Origin of the sequence: Nocardia australiensis, from assembly GCF_020733705.1 — a bacterium.
Lineage (GTDB): Bacteria > Actinomycetota > Actinomycetes > Mycobacteriales > Mycobacteriaceae > Nocardia > Nocardia australiensis.
Map to the genome: position 1 here is coordinate 159,124 of NZ_JAJFZM010000002.1, position 16,842 is coordinate 175,965.

The following is a 16,842-nucleotide window of genomic DNA, read 5'->3' on the forward strand; positions in this document are numbered from 1 at the left end:
GGCCAGGCGGATGGCGGAGACGAAGGTGGTCGGTCCGCCTCGTGGGGTGCTGCTACCTCTCGCGTTGGCGCAGTTCATCTGCAGCTTCGCCGGATCCAACATGAACGTGATGATCACCGACATCAGTGCCGACTTGCACACCACTGTGCACGGGGTGCAGGTGACAATCACGATATTCCTGCTGGTGATGGCCGCACTGATGATTCCCTGCGGGAAGATCACCGATCGATACGGCCGCAAACGATGCTTCATCGTAGGTTTGGCCGTCTACGGCGTCGGCGCCGTGCTCAGCGGACTCGCGCCGACACTGGGCGTGCTGATCGTAGGCAACTCGATCCTCGAAGGTGTGGGCACTGCGCTGCTGATCCCACCCGTCTATATTCTCACCACCCTGTTGTTCACCGAAATGACCTCGCGTGCAAGGGCATTCGGCGCCATCATGGCTATGGGCGGCATCGGCGCGGCGGCGGGACCACTGATCGGCGGACTCATCACCTCCGGGCTCAGCTGGCGCGCGGCCTTCGGTTTCCAAGCCCTGGTCATTGTGGCGATCATCCTGCTGAGCCGCCGGATCTCCGACCCGCTGCCCGCGGATCCCGGACGGCCCTTCGATCTCGGCGGTGCGATCCTGTCGGCGGTCGGACTGATCCTGCTCGTCATGGGTATTCTGGCCGCCGACAACAACCTCTGGCTGATGCTGGCACTGTTGGCGCTCGGCGCGGCGGTCCTCGCGTGGTTCTTCGTCTCCATGCGCGCCAAGGAGCGCGCTGGGCGTGAGCCGCTGCTGTCGACCAGTTTGTTCCGCAACCGCACGTCCAACCTCGGTCTGATCACCCAGAACATCCAGTGGCTACTGCTGATGGGCACGTCGTTTGTCGTGTCGGCCTATCTGCAGGTCGTCCGCGGATATAACGCGATCCAGACCGGCGTCACCTTCACCGCGGCCACTATCGGTCTGCTGGTTTCGTCGCTGTCGGCGGCACGGCTGGCCCGGCGCCGCGCCCCGCGCACACTCATCATGGCGGGTTTCCTGGTGGCAATCGTCGGCGTCGTCGCGCTGCTCGCGCTGGCCGGTAGCTCCGTGAATCCCTGGGCTTTCACGCCAGGACTGCTGCTGATCGGGCTCGGACTGGGGGTGATGCTGACACCTTCGGTCAATGTCGTGCAGTCCAGCTTCGGCGAGGAGTGGCAGGGCGAGATCTCCGGGCTTTCACGCAGCGTGTCGAACCTCGGGTCATCTATCGGCACCGCCGTCGCCGGCACCATCCTGGTCGCCAACCTCACCGGTCACGCCTACGCTGCCGCCATGATCACCCTCGCCGCGATCGGGCTTGCAGGGCTGATTGCGGCAACCTTCCTGCCCCGTCGCACATCACCGGCGCCGCCCCCGGCATCGCTCGGACTCTCGTGAAACCCGGCTCGGGCCGTGTGGGTTCGCCCACGGAGGGGAGGTGCGATGCCGAACTACGTGTGAGCATCCGTGCGACGCCACTCGCCGAAATGGCTCCAGTAGGTTGCGCTGCCGCGGGTTTCACTTCCCCGGCAGCGCAATGAAATACGGATCAATGGCCGAAGGTCCGGGACTATGCATTCGGTGACGCGCATAGCCGACCTCTTTCGGCGGTTCCACATGAGGCGCAATCTGGACGAAGGCCGTTAAGCTGCCGCTAAAAGCATGGCTACCCGGAATCGCGGTGTGTTTGGTCCGCGTGGCCGTAGATTATGGACTGAAGGCGCAGTGCCGAATTCCTTCAGGAAGCGAGGATTCGAGACTTCTCGGCTTCGAACTCGGCCTCGGTTAGCACATCTTGCGCTTTGAGTTGGGCGAGTTCTTTCAATGCGGTGATTCGGTCCATGCCTGCACCGCCGCCCGGCGGCGCGGACGCCGGCTGCGGTGCAGGGGTGGACTGCGCCTGCTCCTGTGTGGCCCAGCGATTTCCCTGACGTCGGGAGACCCGGTTGGAGACAGCGGTTGCGGTTCCGGCAACCACGGCGGTGCGGGCTACGCCGCGAAGCAATCCGGGCATGACACTCTCCTGGCTCGGTCGATTCGCCGGAGCGAATTCCCTAGTTTCATAGACTTTCCGTATCGACAAGATCGAGGGACGACAAGATACTCTGCATCGGTACGCGCCCAGAAGCTACGAGTTGGGCGCCATTGCGACGCAAGGCGGACGCGAAAGGCGCCGCCCATCTGTTCTCGTAGACCAGGATCGCGGCCGAACATCCTGGTTCGAGCGCCGCACCGGCTTCCCTCCGGTCGGCGTCGTCGAGCAGGCCCGATCCCGCCTCCGCGAACAGCGTGATGTCAAGGTCCCCTTCGAGGCCCATATCGGCGATGTCGATCCCGGCGAGGGATCCGTCGGCATCCTTTTGGACGAACGCCAGATCCAGCACTCGAATGATGCCGCGCTCGACAAGATCGCGCAGCATGGGCAGCGCCGAACCATCCGGAGGTCGATCGTTGGGAAATTCGATTACGAGATAGTCGACAGGGCCTAACGCGTCGATATCGGTTTCGGTCACTGTAACCCGCTTTCCACCACAAAAAGGGAGCCGTATCAGCCTGACTCTCGTGCGGGATTGCTCCCGGCGTGGCTGTAAATTCGGCTGGTGCCGGATCGAGAATAATCTCGGACCATCGGCGTCAGTGATGCTAATCTCATTCATAGCGTACGCCGCTGATCGGCACAGGTCACTGGACTGTGGTTACAGACCAAACCTTCGAGGCCATGCCCCCCAATCGAAGTGGGGCGAACCAGCACATGCTTCTAGATATAAGTCCCGCCTCGAAAGGGGACGGTGATGCTGGAGAACATCGCACTCGACATCGTGGTTACCCGGGTGATCTCACCCGGAACACCGAATCCATTGCCACTCGGCGAACCGCTCCGCCGAGATCGCAGCGACGCCGCCGAACCAAGCGTCGAGCTAGCGGTTGCCGCGCGACTCCCTTGGCCGAAAAGAGTGGGCCGATCACCGCCGCGATGACGTTGCCGTATTCGCCCGAATCCATTTCCGGAGTGAGGGATACCCGTGGATCCCAACGCACCAAAAGATGAACCCGCCGACCGGCTGAGCTCCGGCGAACGTGCTGAACTCGATCGGCTTCGCGCCGAGCTCGCCGCGCTTCGCGCAGAGGTTCGCGGTGCGGTACGGCCGCAGGTTTCTCGGCCGCCGCGGCATGCGTGGCGGTGGACCACGGTGGCGATCTTGTCAGTGTTGGTCGCTGTACTGGCGATCACCACGGTGGTGTCGCGGTTCGTGCGCGGGGAGATTCTGGACACCAACCGGTATGTGGCCACGGTGGCGCCGTTGGCCTCGAATCCGGTAGTGCAGAACGAGGTCTCGAACACGATCACCGACGAGATCTTCGCCCGCGTCGACATCGAGGGCCTGACCGCGGACGCGCTGGCCGCGCTGACCGAGGCGGTTCCCGCGGCCCAGAACCGGCCGCGGGTGGATCGCGCGATCGAGGGGCTGGCGCCGGTGATAGCCCAGCAGACGCGAGGCTTCGTCAACGACACGGTGCTGTCGTTCGTGCGCAGCGACCAGTTCAAGGACCTGTGGGTGCAAGCCAACCGCGCCGCCCATACCGCGCTGGTGGCAACGATGACCGGACACGTCGGCGCCGAGTCGGTGACCGTCGATGAGAACGGCACGGTGACCCTTTCCCTGCGCACGGTGCTCGAGAACGTGAAGGCGCGGCTGCTCGATCGCGGCTTCACCTTTGCCGAGAAGATCCCTGCGGTCGACAAACAGTTCGTCTTGTTCCGGTCTCCGGAGCTGGTCCGAGCGCAACATGCGGTCGACACGCTCGACAAAGCTGCGACGGTGCTGCCGTTGGCGACGATCGTGGCGGCGGTGGCCGCGGTCGCTGCGGCGCCGACCGGCCGTCGCCGCCGTGCCCTGCTTTTCGTCGGAGTCGCGCTGGCGGCGGGCATGGTCATCCTCGCGCTCGCGCTGGTCATTGCTCGGGCACTGTATCTGGACCAGGTTCCGCCCGACGCGCTGACATCGGATGCGGCGACCGTGATCATCGACACCATACTGCTGCCGTTGCGAATCGCGCTGCGAGCGGTGGCTGTGCTCGGCGTAGCGATCGCAGTAGGCGCCTACCTGACAGGAGGTTCGGCCTCCGCCGTCGCGGTGCGCCGCGAATTCGGCCGTGGCCTGGACGCAGTCCAGCAACTCCGGCGCTCCCGACCACCGAACCCGGTGGAGACCTGGGCTAACCGTGCGCGAACAGCGTTGCGGTGGGCGATCATCGGCATTGCCACGCTGCTGCTGGTGTTCTGGCGCTACCCCACCGGGTTGGTGGTGGTGTGGATCGTGCTGGGCTCGCTGCTGGCGTTGTTGGCGCTGGAGCTCTTCATTCGTCCCGCCCGCGCCTGGCAGCACCAAGCCGAGCCCGAGACGAAGAACGATGCCGAGACCCCGGTGTAGGCCGACGCATGACCTGCGTGGCTCGGGGCCGAGTCCCTCCGAACGCTCGCATTCGAAGACCTGTTGCTGCGGTCTCCGAGAGGTGCGCTCGATCTGGTGCTGACTTCGTGATCGTTATGTGCTTCCTTGCTCAGGTCAGGATGACGGCACTCCGAACTCGCGAGTGGTCGTTTCAGCGAGCCGGGCCCGCGCGATGAGCGATTCCCATCCCAGCGGTGCGGATCGGGTCAGACTCGGTCCGGCCGCCAAGTCGTCACCGCCCAGATCACCACGACATCCAAGGCGATCACCACGGTCGACCACCATGGGTAGTACGGCAGCCATAGGAAGTTGGCCACGATCGACAACCCGGCGAGGAACACCGCTACCACTCGCGCCCACATAGCTCCGGTCATCAGCCCGACTGCCGCGATCAATATCAAGATCCCGAGAACGAGATGGATCCAGCCCCAGCCGGTGGTATTGAATTTGTAGGTGTAGTTGGGCCCGGAAACGAGAACCGCGTCCTTGGCGATAGCGGAGATTCCCTCGAAGATCGAAAGGATACCGGCGGCAATCAAAAGAACCGCGGCGCCGATCGACGTCCCGGCCGCGACTGCATTCTTGACGGAATGCTCATCGGTTGCGGACATTGCGTTCACCTCTCTCATCGGCGATGCACGATGGGGTTCGTCAGTTTCGGTGGGTCTCGCCAGATGCGGATGAGGCCGACCAAAACTGGGGATTTACTGCGAACAGCGGCTGCGCAGAGCTGCCTGGGCAGAATCGCGGATCGGTGTGCGCGAAGGAAATGCCTGATAGGTATCGAGAATGAGAATGGCGCGTTTCTGCCCCTCGGGTTGTCTGCCACACCCGGGTTCCCTCGCCACTCGACGCCCAGACAGCAGTCGCCGATACTGGTGCCGGCGCTCGCCTCACCTGCGTCAGCATACCCCCAGCGATACTTTGGTTACCGTCGAATCGGAATCACCCAGCGTCGTTCCTCGGCAAGGGAATTCCGCCCAGCGGCGCTGCGGCTACCGTGCCGTCGGGCCGCATGTCTGCCGATCCGATGCTCGCCATGTAGCTCGAAGTGTTGTTGCCGGAGGGAGATATCTGACGGATTCGGAGCCCGCGACTGAAATATTCGAGTCGGTCGCGGTCGGCCGCGGATATTCTCAATCGCCGGCGACCGGCCCGCGGAGATATCGACCGAGGCGTGTCTCATCGAAGGCAAGGGCCCTGGTGATCGATGCGGCGCCGACGATCACGATCGATAGCACGAACAGCCAACTGATCGAGGTGAACACTGGCCCGAGTAGTCCGAACCTCACGTACGCGGTTTCCGTGATCCTCGGGAGAACGAGCCGTCCTGCGGCGCGGACGAGCGTAAGACTAGAAGCCGTGAGAACCCCGGTCGCCCACAGTACGCGACCGGACAGCTGCCCCATTGTGAGTAGGAAGGGGCTGAGGGTCCATACAATCATCCAGATCACCAGCTCGCCGGCGACGGCGAGAGGAACGCCGACGTAGCGTACTCCGGTGAGTTCTCGGATTGCGCCGATGAGTACGGCGGAAAGGGCGACGGTGAGGAGGACGATAAGCCATCGCCAGGCGTCACGCAGGCCGATCGACGGCACATTCCATATCTTCCCGTAAATTCGAGCCAGCGCTTTGGCGAACGAGGTGCCACTGATTGCGACCATCAGCAATCCGAGGACACCGAACGCCGCGAAGGTCGGATCGGTGGTTGCGAAGGCGCCGACCCTCGAAAATATCTTCGTGTTGAAGCCGAGCTGGTCGTTTATTGCCCGGGCGGCCAGATCCCAGTAAGTGAATATCGAGCCCGCGATTATCACGGGCAATACAGAAGTGAAGATCTTCGCCGCGAGGGTCATTGATCGGTCGAGGATCTCGATTTCGGCGAAGCCGTTGATAATCTGTCGGGCTGTCCGCGACCAGCCGTTCGCGGACTTGGTGTCCGCGGCGAGAGCCTCGGCCAGCGCGCCAAACAATTTCGTCGACCGCATATCTTCGATTCAGCCCGGATCCACCGTCGTATTTTCTGGGTGGTCTGGGCGCATGTGGCGCGCAGACCACAAGGTCATGGTAGCCGGTTCCGCTGGTCTGCCCCGACTTTCTACTGTTTCCTGGTGGAGCCCGATTTTCGGGGATGGTGGATGCGTCAGGCCGCGGCGGGTGGTGCGTGGACGGCGATGAACAGCTTGTGTCAGCCGTATTCAGCGTGCCAGTGTTGTGGCAGATGCCAAATCTATTGTCGCCCAGAGGATGTCAGCCGAGTGGGGGCCTCTATGAGGTCGGCGCGGGTCAGGTTGTAGGCCAGGCACGCCAACCGCAGCCAGGACTTCTGCGCCAATACTTCCCACGAGGAAGCAATTTGCAGCGTCACGCTCCTACAGGCCTACAGAAGGTCGCGACCGCACTCAACGACCGGCCACGGAAACGACTCCGCACAAGCCTCTCGCCTTTCGCTATCAGCCGCAGTGTGTCTTATAGCCGTTCCACACGTCATTGCCGATCATCCCGCCCCAGTCGATGCACTGGCCCTTCGCCGAGAGCTTCACCGGGCCCGCATACTCGCGGAAGTTGCCCTCGTCGAACGCCGTGTGTTCGCCGTCCCCCGCTTTCCGCAGGCCCGCGGTCATATGCACCGGGTTGCCCGGTTGGTTTCGCACGGTGACAACGCAATTGGTCGATCCGTCATAGGTGAGAAAGATGGTGCCGCTCGAAAGCGCATGCGAGTCAATCACGTGGTGCCCGGCCCCGCACTGACCGCCATAGGTTGCAGCGGACGCGGTAGCTGGGGCAATTACCGTTGCCAGGGCGGCGATTCCGACAGCGCCCGAACACAGGACAACAGCCTTCTTGATCTTGAACAATGTAGATCCCTCTTCGACAAAGCATTGTGGATAACGAACGCACAGTATGAACCGTCCGGATTTGAGACCTATCTTCATGATTGGGAAGGCAGACACCATGCCAGGCAGGTACGACGTGGTGACGAGGGCGGTTCTGGCTCGCGGGCATCGTCGGAACGGCCACAGTGGGACGCGGCGGTAACCGAAATCCTCGCCGAGCGATTTTCGGTTTTCGCTTCACTACTGTGGAGTCGGTACGGTTCGAGAAGACACGTCGCGCGGCGACGACCATGCGAGGGCCGATGGAAGCCAACAAGCAAGCACTTTTACACGGACCGCTGTTCTCCCGGAGCGCTCCGTTGGACGGTCGCAACGCGGCCAGCCGGATCAGTGCGTACGTTTACGGAAACGTCCTGATCCTCTCTGCGCTCATACCGGTGACGACGTCCGCTGAATACGTTGGCATCTTGATCGTCCTCGGGACGGCTCTGTCGACATTCCTTGGGCACGCCTTCGCCGAGGGAGTCCGGCAAAGTGTCCAGCAGAACCGTCCGATCTCCACGCGGGAGCGCTGGATGGATCTGCGGGACTCGGTACCGATCCTCACCTCGGCGGTGCTGCCTTGCCTGATTCTCGCCACCGCCGGGATCGGGCGGCTCGAACCGCGCACGGCGCAGCTGCTCGCGGAGGTGGTCATGCTGATCCGGATCGGCGGAATCGTGTTCGTCATCGAGCGGCTCAATGGTGCGCGGCCGCGGCGTTCGATCCTGTTCGAGGCCATGCTGTTGGCGGCTGCGGCCACCACCGTAGTAGTGGTCAAAGTTATCATCACCCACTGACCCATGCCCGGTCGGTGGTCGACCGCAAATCGTTCTGCTGCAATCGGTCGTCGATCAGAGCCCAGTTGTCAGGACCACGCGGAATCGTGCCTTGCCGCTGAGGGCGTGACGATAGGCGGCGGGCGCGTCGGTCAGCGGTACCTCTTCGATCATGGGGCGGATGCCGGTGAGGGCTGCGAACTCCAGCGTCCTTTCGATGTCGCGCGCGGTGCCGGCCGGGTGCCCGTGCACCGAGCGGGACTGGAAGATCAGCTGGAAGGGACTGACCGGGATCGGAGTCGGGACGGCGCCGATGACGATCAGTTCGCCGTCCGCCGAGAGCCCGTCGATGGTGGCGGCCATCGCCGCGGAGTTGGCGGCGGTGGCTTGCACCACCCGGGCGCCGCCCAATCGGCGCAGTTCGGCGGCGACGTCCTGTGCGGTGGAGTCGATGTAGTGCCGTGCGCCAAGCGTCGTGGCCAGCGATTCCTTGTCCTGACCGCGGGCGATCGCGACAGTGTCGAAACCCATCTTCGCCGCGAACTGGACGCCGAGGTGCCCGAGACCGCCGAGGCCGAGGATCGCGACCAGATCGCCGGGGCGGGCCGGGCTTCGGCGCAGTGAGTTGTACGTGGTCACGCCGGCGCAGGCCATCGGTCCGGCGTCGGCGGCGGTGAACTCGTCGGGGATGCGGGCGATTGCGGTGGCGGGGACCACCAGGGCGTCGGCATAGCCACCCGGGTAGTGCCAGCCGGGCACCTGAAGGTTCTCGCAGTGCATGAAGTCCCCGTCGCGGCAGGGGTCGCAGTACAGGCACGCGCCGCCGAACCAGCCGACAGCCGCCCGATCGCCGGGACGCCAGCGGGGTACGGCATCGCCGACGGCATCGATGCGGCCGGCGATCTCGTGTCCGGGTGTCAGTGGGAACGTCACGCCGGGTAGAGCATTGGTGACGAACGCGTCGTCGGAGTGGCAGATGCCGCAGGCCTCGACGATGACCCGCACCTCACCAGGACCGGGGTCCGGTATCTCCCGAGTGGTCAGGCGCAGCTCGGCGTCGGGGCGGTCTACCTGGACGGATCGGATGCTGGTCATGAGGCGATCTCCCCAATCTGGTGGGTGCGTGAATCAGATGTGACCGCCCGCGACTCTTCTGGGACGGTGGCTGATAATCAATTGCCCGATGCGGAATTTGCCTTGCATGGTGACCTCGTAGAGGTGGAGGTGGGCGATATGCCCGGCGGCCGGCTGGAACCGCCGGCTTGCGAATGTCCGCACGGTCATGCCGCGGGAATCCATTTGTGTCGAGCAGAACGGCCATAATGCGGTCCGTCGTGGCGGGCCGCCGATGTAAGGCGGCGGATAGCTACGAGAGTAGCGCCCGGGCGTGCTGTGCGTGGGCATACCGGGATCGACCGCGCGAACTGATCGACCGCTCATATCCGTTGAATCGCTACGGGTTATGGACTTTCGACGCTTCGTGGTGCGAGTGTTGATGTCGGCGCACCTCTGTGGCAGCGACACCGTCGCCGGGGGTGACTGTCGCGCGGAACCTACCGGTGTTCGGATACGACAGGGAAGGGCGTGCGGAGATCACGTTCGAGAACATGCGTGTTCCGGTCAGTGATGTCCTGTCGGGTGAGGGTGACGGATTCGCGATCAGCCAGGCCCGTCTCGGGCCCGGACGAATACACCACTCCATGCGCGCACTCGGGGATGGCTGAGCGCGCATTGGAATTGATGTGCGAGCGTGCCTCCTCTCGGGTGACGTTCGGGCGAGAGTTGGCCGCCAACGCCAACATCGAGGACTGGATCGCCGAGGCGCGCATCCAGCTCGAGATGGCCCGGCTACTGTCCCTGCAGACTGCCTGGTTGATGGGCACCGTCGGAAACAAGCAGGCACGCACCGAGATCGCGGTGATCAAGGTCGCGGTGCCACGCATCGCGCTCGAGATTGTGGATCGGGCGATCCAGGTACACGGCGCGGCTGGGGTCACCGAGGACTTCCCGCTTGCGGCTTCGTACGCGCATCTCAGGACGCTTCGTCTCGCTGACGGGCCGGACGAAGTTCACATGAGGACCATCGCGCGGCGCGAACTTCAGCGATACCAGGTCGAATCTGCAACGGTCTGATCGCGACAGGACTGTGCTGGTTGCGCGGCCGTCCGGTGCGAAGTCGGAACGGGTCGGGTGCCGACACAGCCCTGTCGTTTTGTGCGCCTGGTGGCCTGTCCGGCGTCCACCCGCGCGGCGCGAACGGCTGGGCAACGAATTTGTATCCTGGTACAACTTGTATCGATGTACAAATATGTGAGGTGAGTTGCCATGCGACCTATGACACGGGCAGAAGTGCGTGCAGCGATCGTGAACCTGGATCCGGCGCAGAAGAAGGTGCACCTACCGACGTGGTTCGACGAGGTGCACTGGCACCGGATCGACTACCTCGGTTGGCGAGACCTGCGTGCCCCGATGCGGGTCTACATGGTCGCCGACGTCGACGGCGAGGCTTTCGGGGTCATGCTTCGGCAGAACCCGAATCAAGCCGCCCTCGGGTCTCGTGCAGTGATGTGCGACCTGTGCCGGTTCACGCGGCGGTTCAACGAGGTCTCACTCTTCACCGCGCAGCGCCCGTCCAAGGACAAGCGTCAGCGTCTGAGTAAGCTCGGGCTTCACGTCTGCACCGATCTCGACTGCAGTGTGAATGTCCACAGCAAGCCGATCGTCGGACCGCTCGACCCCCCGGCCGAGGAGACCATCGAACGGCGCCGACAAGGGCTGCGGGAGCGAACAGTGACGTTCCTAAGGTCGGTTTCGGATCTCGATCGAACTGCACGGCGGAGTGAGTGATGGCGTATATGGCACGTGCCGAGCGCCGACGCTCCATCGTCGAGGCGGCGGCCGCGGTAGTGGCGAGGGGCGGTCTCAGTGCTGTGACAGCTCGCGCGGTCGCGGAGGAACTCGGCGGATCACAGGGGCAGATTCATCACCACTTCGCCTCGACCGACGAACTCGCCGCCGAGGCGTGGCGACAGTACGCCGTGAGTGAGATCGAGGCCTACCAGAAGGAAGTCGCCGGTCTCGAACCGCTCGAGGCGGTGATGGACTTCTTTGAAGATCTGCTGGGCGAGACGGACGGTCACGCGATGGCCCGGTGGGCCGAGGCGGCGGCGCACGCGCAGTTGCGCAAGCCCGTCGCGGACAGCTACGTCGAGTCGCTCGCCCGACTGACAGACGTGCTCGCGTCCGTCCTCGCTCGCGGTGACCTCGACGTGGTGCAGGCTCGGGAAGCCGCAGGCCGGCTGCTCATGCTCGGCGTCGGTCTCGCGGGGATCGCCCGCATCACCGACGATCCGCCCATCTCCCTGCGCTCCGTCATGCTCTCGGCCATCCGGGCGGAGTGCGCCTGACGCTGTCGGGGATGTCGGTCCGGTAGCGCCGCGCTCGGTGCGCCGGACCTCACCGCAACCATTTGCCGGCAGTAGTCGTCGACGGCGGCTACTGCTGGTAGCTCATGCCGTCGTGGCGCCTGTCAGACGGACGCCCCTGTTCGAATGCAATCCGAAAGGACTACTCCGGTGAGTACTGTGCGGGATCCGCATGACGTGGCGGCCGCCCCGTCGGGTTCGATGCCGAGAAGTACAAGGGCCGCAACGTTGTCGAACGATCCTTCGCGGCCCTCGAGCAGTGGCGCGGGTTGGCCACTCGCTACGACAAACTCGCCCTCACCTACCGAGCGAGTGTGGTCCTCTCAGCGGTCTGCATCTGGCTGAGATCCCTCACGAAATAGGAGACGCGTCCTAGGCTCGGGGTCGGTGGACGCGGACCCGGCGCTGCCACACGGTGGCCGGGTTCCATTGTGGCGTGGTCCGTCCACGGGTGAGCGGGTAGGCGGCCAGCCCGATCAGCATCGCCGAGTAATGCCCGATACCCGTGAACGTGGGGTGGACCAAAAGCGGAATGGCAAACCACACGAGGATCCCGTCGAGGTACAGCCACCGCCACGGGCGAGCCACGTGATAGGTGAGGATCCCGATGACGCCGGTGAGAAAATAGCTGACACCGATGTCGCGTACGTCGATCATTCCAGGATCGGAGTAACCATGGCGAATGGCCATGGCGAGTATTCCCTCACTCAGGTAGGTGGCGCCGACGTGCGCGGTAAGGCCGACGATTGCCCAGCGCAACGAGCCCAGCCACCGTTCCGCCGGTGCGTGGAAGACACAGAACAGCACTAGGTAGGGCAGCCAGAAATAGCCGTCGATCCACAGCAGACTGGTCACGAGGACGTGCACCGGGTCGGACTCGAGGTGACGGAGGTTGGTGGATCGTTCACCCAGTATGTGTTGCAGGTCGCTGCGTGGCACTAGATGTTGGACGACTGTAGTCACCAACAGCAACGTCAGCCAGGAGAAGGTCCACGGAGCACTGCGAACGTAGTGCCACACGACAACTAGCGCTTTATCGTGCTTCATCGAGAGTCATCGATCCGGTTTGTGGGTGGCGCGCGATGTCGCGAAGCTGTATCCAGTCGAGTGCTGGTGCGGCGGGGCGTATCCCCGGTCGTGTCTTCGGAACCCGTACTCGCAGGGCTTCGGGTTCGATGACACATCGTACGGGGGTATCCATCAGGAGCGATTCGCCGTCAACGCCGACGGGGATCTGCGGGGTGTCGGCGTCGACGTTGATTTCGACCGTGGTTCGTTGCGTCAGTCCGTGACTGCGAGTGCGGCGGAGCAGGCCGATGGCCTCGCGAGAGTTCGCGACCGATACTGTGACCGCGCCGAGTACGCCGCGGTCGAGCCGGTCGCGGCGGCTCAGGCCGGCTAGATCGCTGTTGCCGTAGGGGTTGTTGCTTACCAGGATCGCCTGCGGTCCCGCTACCGTCGTGTCGCCGATCCGGGCGATGAGCCGCGAGTCGGAGTGTTCGGCGAGTAGGTCGGGGAGCAGTCGCAATACTGTCGCGGTCTTGTCGTCGCGGTAGGCGGGGCTGCGCACGATTTCGGCGTAGACGCCGAACGAGACGTTGTTGACGAACGGCAGTCCGTTGATGGTGCCGAGATCGACGCGAATCTCGACGCCATCGTGTACCGCGTCGAGACAGGTGGCTGGGTCGGTGCGGTCCAGGCCGAGATCCATCGCGAAGTGGTTGCGGGTTCCGGCGCTGATCACCAGGAACGGGAGATTGTGTTCGGCCGCAACCCCTGCCACGAGAGCTTGCGTTCCGTCACCGCCCGCCACCCCGAGTAAGTCCGCGCCTCGTACGACGGCCTGCCGGGCCACCGCCGCGACGTCGACGGTGCCCGGGCCTTCCAGTAACACGACTTCGGCGCCGAGTTCTTCGGCTTTGCGACGGAGGTCGAATTTCGCGACTTTTCCGCCACCCGAGCGCGGATTCATGATCAGGAATGGGTGTTCAGGTGGCGGAGTCGGGTATTCGATCGTAGGTGTCGAAGGATTTCCGCGACGCAGCGCGACGCGCGCACAGATCACGGCCAGCAGCGCCGCCGCGTACGAGAGCAGGACCACCCACAACATTTGTGCGCGCACGAAAAGGACCACGATTACGATCGGCGCGAGCACCGCGACTCCCAGCGACACCCACCGGGGTACTCCGCGCCTGGTCAGGAACCAGTACAGCGCCGCAACCGTGACGACCATGCCTCCGGTTCCGACGATGAGCAGTCCGAGCGTGCCCAGTACCCCGGCGAACAACACCGGCATTACGGCCGCGGCGGCGGCGAAGAAGAACGCTGCCCGCGCCGACCAACACCGGGTCCGAGCGTCGTCCGGACGGTTCACCGTTCGCCCCGCTGGCTACCCGGGGCCGCGTGTGGTGGTGGGGTGAATCGGTAGGTACCCGGTGATCAGACGTTCGATCACCTGTTCGACCTGTAGCAATTCGGCATCGCCGGTCATCGATCTATCGTCAACCCGTCCCGGAACCTCCGTCAAGGCACAGGACGGGTGCAAACAGCAGGGTCCCGGTGACTGTAGGGATCTGACCATCCCTCGGTACACCGACTACGCGGCGTGGAATATGCAGCGCAAGCAGGAAACTCTGATCGATGTCAACGATGTCGCCCTCGGTCACCGCACGCGGCTCATGTCCTGCGCCTCCATCGCTCGCTACGTCTCGGACGATCTTGGGGATACTCGGCTGAGAGCCTCGATGGCACTGTATCGCCAATACCGTTGTATGGCAGAAGGATTCAGATCGGCTGAAGTCCGACGATGGCGTCCGTGGTTACCCGCATCGACCACCACGAAGCGATGGCGCTACATCGCGTCACTACGGTCACGTTCATCGCGCCTCGCCACCGCGGCGGTGGCGGTGTCCCTGGGTAGGAACCGGCCGAGCAGGATGGTCCGCGGCCGAAGGTGACCGCGCCGAGTTCACCGCCGAGAACGGCTATCCCACATTGCATTCGGCGAGCTCATGGTCAGCGCCGAGCTCGCCGACCGAGGAATCAATGGGCGCGGACCTCGAGTACCTCGTCGAGCGAGCGCCGCGGTGTCGGTGTCGGACCCGCGTCCTCGGGCGCGGTGCCGATCCGGATCACGACCTGGGGTCGGTCCCGATGCGGGATCACCTCGGCGATCACCAAACGGCTGGTGACGAGTTCGGTGATGTGGGTGAGTGGGCAGGTGGCCAGGCCACGGGCGGTGCTTTCGAGCAGCACCTCCGACAGCGCCTCGCCGGTATGCAGCCAGTGCGAGGGTGTGTCACCGAGGGTGCTGAGGACTACCAGCCGGGACCGGTCCTCGAGCTCCGCGCGGCGGACCGAGTACGGCGCGGACGGGAAGCGGCGGCCGACGTCCACCTTCGCCGCTTCATCTTCCGACACCAGCGCGGTGTCCGGAACACCCTGAAAATTCAAATGTCCAGTCCACCAACGTAATTCGTTCTGATACGGCATATCGTAGCGGCGCAACGCGGTGGCGTGCTCGGTGGCCGCGGCCAGTCGGGACCGGTTGCTGTCGGCGATCTCGTCGACCGCCACATGATGTGGACTCGCCAGTTCTCGTAGGGTGTCGAGCACGTCGAACCAGCCGGGCGGCGCCAGCATCGGCAACCGGTCGGTGCGGCGTCGGCGGATGGCGCGGACCCGGGCGGCCGTCGTATTCAGCGCGCTGGGCCAAGGTCGGAATTTGAGCGTGGCCAAGTGCCCCGGGAGGTCAGGATCGGGGAGTCGGGTGACATCGGCGAACCAGCCCTTCGACACGAAGGCAATGCGCGCGTGATCGAGTACGGCGCCGCAGCTGATCACCAATTGTCTGCCGAGCGGGTCTGCTGACCGCAACAGCCGATCGGTATCGCTGAATAGATGCAAGCGCGTGCCATCGAACACCCAGCGCCACGGCTGGGTGTTGTGCAGGGATGGGGCCCGACAGGCGAGCATCAGTGCCATTCGCACGGTCCGCAGATCGGGTGTGCTCACACGATCGTTCGCGTTCATTGCTCGAGTTTCGACCCTGAAACCTGTTCACCACGACGGCCACACCGCACCGATTCGAGGGCCCATGGTCACCGCAGCCCCAGATCACTCGCTCGGATGGCTGACCACCCTGCGCGGATGCAGGCACTTCCGGGCCGTTGGTATCTGGTAGATGGGGCGATCGGCCCTTCTTGCGGTGAGTGCGTGGGTTCACAGTTGAGGTGGACCGTCGAACCAATCGCACCTGGCGCCCGGTTCGCGAGCTGAGGAGACGCTGACATGATGTATTGGTATGACCACGATCTCAATGGCTGGGGATATGCCTGGATGACCATCGGGATGGTGTTGTTCTGGGGTCTGTTGATCGCGGCCGTCGTGATATTGGTCCGGCTTGCGACTCGGCCTGATCGTTCGCCGGTGGACCGTAGTGAGCGGGCAGCCGAACATGTACTGGCCGAACGCTTCGCGCGCGGCGAGATCGATGAGAAGGAATACGCGGACCGCCTTGCGACGCTGCGCAGCCACGTGGTAACCGGATCACCGTGATAACTGGGCTGCTGTTTCACACCACAGCTGATCGCCTAACGCCTCTTCTCGAGGCCCTGGTCGCCCGTCGAATGAGGCCGATGCGCCACGCGAGGTGACGATGGGGTCTTCTCGCTCGGGTCGCTCTCGGCGCGCTGTTTTATGCCGAGCAGCATCTTTCGCTCCATGACCCAGCTGCCCGGCTCCATGATCAACCGCTTGACCAGGCGGGTGGGCGCCGCCGCATCGGGCAGCGTGATGCGATTGCGGCTCACCAGCCGGGTGCCTTCATCGCTCGGATAGAGCCCGAACGCCCATACCCAGTGGCCGTCTGCCGAGGCGAACACCACTGCCCGCTCGGTCTCGAGGACGGCTACCCGCATGCGTGGACCCGTCTCACCGAGCGCGAAAGTGTCACCGACGCTGAGATTTTGGAACTCCGGCAGGATCATGTCAGCGCTGTGCATGCTCAGCCCGAGCAGGTTCTCGATCCAGTCATATGTGTAGGCGCCACCCCGACCGGGGCCCATCTGAACCAGCCAGGGCCAGATCCGCTCGGGACCGGTGTCGATCGTAATCGACCTGGTGGCAACGATATCCGGGGCGGTGAGTAGGTCGTCGCCGGGCATGGTACGTGCTACTTCATCCTTGCCGGAGCCCCAGTTGAGGCAGCGATCACGCAGGATCACCTGATAGCCCACTGCCAATCCGACCAGATATATGCCGATGCCCGTCGCGGTAGCGGTAGCGGTCTTCATA

Annotated in this window: 18 protein-coding genes and 3 pseudogenes; 9 read left to right on the top strand and 12 right to left on the bottom strand. The window is 64.0% G+C overall.

Annotated features, from left to right (window positions below):
• The first annotated feature begins 10 nt into the window (after positions 1-10).
• Positions 11-1,411 carry an MFS transporter gene (locus tag LKE06_RS15410; protein ID WP_227999619.1) on the top strand — a complete coding sequence of 467 codons (1,401 nt, stop codon included), beginning with the start codon at positions 11-13 and terminating at the stop codon, positions 1,409-1,411.
• 340 nt (positions 1,412-1,751) lie between these two features.
• Here the strand turns inward: LKE06_RS15410 and LKE06_RS15415 are convergent, their stop codons facing one another.
• Complete coding sequence (locus LKE06_RS15415) at positions 1,752-2,027, bottom strand: SHOCT domain-containing protein (RefSeq protein ID WP_227999621.1); 276 nt, start codon at positions 2,025-2,027, stop codon at positions 1,752-1,754.
• 46 nt (positions 2,028-2,073) lie between these two features.
• Positions 2,074-2,526 carry a DUF6325 family protein gene (locus tag LKE06_RS15420; protein WP_227999623.1) on the bottom strand — a complete coding sequence of 151 codons (453 nt, stop codon included), beginning with the start codon at positions 2,524-2,526 and terminating at the stop codon, positions 2,074-2,076.
• 510 nt (positions 2,527-3,036) lie between these two features.
• Between LKE06_RS15420 and LKE06_RS15425 the strand changes: the two genes are divergently transcribed.
• A complete protein-coding gene (locus LKE06_RS15425; RefSeq protein ID WP_227999625.1) occupies positions 3,037-4,446 on the top strand; it encodes a hypothetical protein in 1,410 nt (469 codons plus the stop codon).
• A gap of 227 nt (positions 4,447-4,673) precedes the next feature.
• Here the strand turns inward: LKE06_RS15425 and LKE06_RS15430 are convergent, their stop codons facing one another.
• From LKE06_RS15430 to LKE06_RS15440, 3 genes are all read right to left on the bottom strand, one after another.
• Entirely contained in the window at positions 4,674-5,078 is a 405-nt protein-coding gene (locus LKE06_RS15430; protein ID WP_227999627.1) for a DUF7144 family membrane protein, read from the bottom strand.
• A 525-nt stretch (positions 5,079-5,603) separates the two neighbouring features.
• Positions 5,604-6,455 (bottom strand): hypothetical protein, encoded by an 852-nt coding sequence (locus LKE06_RS15435; protein WP_227999629.1) that lies wholly within the window; start codon positions 6,453-6,455, stop codon positions 5,604-5,606.
• 242 nt (positions 6,456-6,697) lie between these two features.
• Positions 6,698-6,835 (bottom strand): hypothetical protein, encoded by a 138-nt coding sequence (locus tag LKE06_RS15440; RefSeq protein WP_228000687.1) that lies wholly within the window; start codon positions 6,833-6,835, stop codon positions 6,698-6,700.
• Here LKE06_RS15440 and LKE06_RS15445 point away from each other — a divergent pair.
• A pseudogene (locus tag LKE06_RS15445) lies at positions 6,788-6,895 on the top strand (IS30 family transposase); the annotation flags it as partial. The gene LKE06_RS15440 and the pseudogene LKE06_RS15445 sit on opposite strands and share 48 nt — an antisense overlap.
• A gap of 25 nt (positions 6,896-6,920) precedes the next feature.
• On the opposite strand, the gene LKE06_RS15450 reads toward LKE06_RS15445, so the two are convergent.
• Positions 6,921-7,325, bottom strand: a complete 405-nt coding sequence (locus tag LKE06_RS15450; RefSeq protein ID WP_228000688.1) for a hypothetical protein — start codon at positions 7,323-7,325, stop codon at positions 6,921-6,923.
• Between the two features lie 281 nt (positions 7,326-7,606).
• On the opposite strand from LKE06_RS15450, the gene LKE06_RS15455 reads away from it, so the two are divergent.
• Positions 7,607-8,143 (top strand): hypothetical protein, encoded by a 537-nt coding sequence (locus tag LKE06_RS15455; RefSeq protein ID WP_227999630.1) that lies wholly within the window; start codon positions 7,607-7,609, stop codon positions 8,141-8,143.
• A 54-nt stretch (positions 8,144-8,197) separates the two neighbouring features.
• On the opposite strand, the gene LKE06_RS15460 is transcribed toward LKE06_RS15455, so the two are convergent.
• Together LKE06_RS15460 and LKE06_RS15465 are read right to left on the bottom strand one after the other, a co-directional pair.
• Positions 8,198-9,217, bottom strand: coding sequence for an alcohol dehydrogenase catalytic domain-containing protein (locus LKE06_RS15460; RefSeq protein ID WP_227999631.1), 1,020 nt, complete (start codon positions 9,215-9,217; stop codon positions 8,198-8,200).
• Between the two features lie 33 nt (positions 9,218-9,250).
• Positions 9,251-9,406, bottom strand: a complete 156-nt coding sequence (locus tag LKE06_RS15465) for a hypothetical protein (RefSeq protein WP_227999632.1) — start codon at positions 9,404-9,406, stop codon at positions 9,251-9,253.
• A gap of 242 nt (positions 9,407-9,648) precedes the next feature.
• Between LKE06_RS15465 and LKE06_RS15470 the strand changes: the two are divergent.
• The 4 genes and pseudogenes from LKE06_RS15470 to LKE06_RS15485 all read left to right on the top strand — a co-directional run.
• Positions 9,649-10,255: pseudogene (locus LKE06_RS15470) on the top strand (acyl-CoA dehydrogenase family protein); the annotation flags it as partial.
• 201 nt (positions 10,256-10,456) lie between these two features.
• Positions 10,457-10,969 carry an FBP domain-containing protein gene (locus tag LKE06_RS15475; protein WP_227999635.1) on the top strand — a complete coding sequence of 171 codons (513 nt, stop codon included), beginning with the start codon at positions 10,457-10,459 and terminating at the stop codon, positions 10,967-10,969.
• The gene (locus LKE06_RS15480; RefSeq protein ID WP_227999637.1) at positions 10,969-11,529 is read left to right on the top strand and encodes a TetR/AcrR family transcriptional regulator; all 561 of its coding nucleotides are present in this window, start codon (positions 10,969-10,971) and stop codon (positions 11,527-11,529) included. Before LKE06_RS15475 ends, LKE06_RS15480 begins: the two co-directional genes overlap by 1 nt.
• 245 nt (positions 11,530-11,774) lie before the next feature.
• Positions 11,775-11,909: pseudogene (locus LKE06_RS15485) on the top strand (IS5/IS1182 family transposase); the annotation flags it as partial.
• Between the two features lie 10 nt (positions 11,910-11,919).
• Here the strand turns inward: LKE06_RS15485 and LKE06_RS15490 are convergent.
• The 3 genes from LKE06_RS15490 to LKE06_RS15500 form a co-directional block, all read right to left on the bottom strand.
• Entirely contained in the window at positions 11,920-12,594 is a 675-nt protein-coding gene (locus tag LKE06_RS15490; RefSeq protein ID WP_227999643.1) for a rhomboid-like protein, read from the bottom strand.
• Positions 12,581-13,921 (bottom strand): diacylglycerol kinase family protein, encoded by a 1,341-nt coding sequence (locus LKE06_RS15495; RefSeq protein ID WP_372477368.1) that lies wholly within the window; start codon positions 13,919-13,921, stop codon positions 12,581-12,583. The genes LKE06_RS15490 and LKE06_RS15495 overlap by 14 nt, the downstream gene beginning before the upstream one ends.
• A gap of 668 nt (positions 13,922-14,589) precedes the next feature.
• Entirely contained in the window at positions 14,590-15,579 is a 990-nt protein-coding gene (locus tag LKE06_RS15500) for an Acg family FMN-binding oxidoreductase (RefSeq protein WP_227999645.1), read from the bottom strand.
• 258 nt (positions 15,580-15,837) lie between these two features.
• Between LKE06_RS15500 and LKE06_RS15505 the strand changes: the two genes are divergently transcribed.
• On the top strand, positions 15,838-16,104 hold the full coding sequence (locus LKE06_RS15505) for an SHOCT domain-containing protein (RefSeq protein ID WP_227999647.1): 267 nt from the start codon (positions 15,838-15,840) through the stop codon (positions 16,102-16,104).
• Between the two features lie 35 nt (positions 16,105-16,139).
• On the opposite strand, the gene LKE06_RS15510 is transcribed toward LKE06_RS15505, so the two are convergent.
• Entirely contained in the window at positions 16,140-16,841 is a 702-nt protein-coding gene (locus tag LKE06_RS15510) for an SRPBCC family protein (protein WP_227999648.1), read from the bottom strand.
• Position 16,842 lies beyond the last annotated feature (1 nt).

Coding starts and splice junctions, on each gene's coding strand:
- LKE06_RS15415 (WP_227999621.1), bottom strand. CDS start 2,027: ATGCCCGGATTGCTTCGCGGCGTAGCCCGCACCGCCGTGGTTGCCGGA.
- LKE06_RS15410 (WP_227999619.1), top strand. CDS start 11: ATGGCGGAGACGAAGGTGGTCGGTCCGCCTCGTGGGGTGCTGCTACCT.
- LKE06_RS15460 (WP_227999631.1), bottom strand. CDS start 9,217: ATGACCAGCATCCGATCCGTCCAGGTAGACCGCCCCGACGCCGAGCTG.
- LKE06_RS15505 (WP_227999647.1), top strand. CDS start 15,838: ATGATGTATTGGTATGACCACGATCTCAATGGCTGGGGATATGCCTGG.
- LKE06_RS15480 (WP_227999637.1), top strand. CDS start 10,969: ATGGCGTATATGGCACGTGCCGAGCGCCGACGCTCCATCGTCGAGGCG.
- LKE06_RS15455 (WP_227999630.1), top strand. CDS start 7,607: ATGGAAGCCAACAAGCAAGCACTTTTACACGGACCGCTGTTCTCCCGG.
- LKE06_RS15475 (WP_227999635.1), top strand. CDS start 10,457: ATGACACGGGCAGAAGTGCGTGCAGCGATCGTGAACCTGGATCCGGCG.
- LKE06_RS15465 (WP_227999632.1), bottom strand. CDS start 9,406: ATGACCGTGCGGACATTCGCAAGCCGGCGGTTCCAGCCGGCCGCCGGG.
- LKE06_RS15430 (WP_227999627.1), bottom strand. CDS start 5,078: ATGTCCGCAACCGATGAGCATTCCGTCAAGAATGCAGTCGCGGCCGGG.
- LKE06_RS15510 (WP_227999648.1), bottom strand. CDS start 16,841: ATGAAGACCGCTACCGCTACCGCGACGGGCATCGGCATATATCTGGTC.
- LKE06_RS15500 (WP_227999645.1), bottom strand. CDS start 15,579: ATGAACGCGAACGATCGTGTGAGCACACCCGATCTGCGGACCGTGCGA.
- LKE06_RS15490 (WP_227999643.1), bottom strand. CDS start 12,594: ATGAAGCACGATAAAGCGCTAGTTGTCGTGTGGCACTACGTTCGCAGT.
- LKE06_RS15435 (WP_227999629.1), bottom strand. CDS start 6,455: ATGCGGTCGACGAAATTGTTTGGCGCGCTGGCCGAGGCTCTCGCCGCG.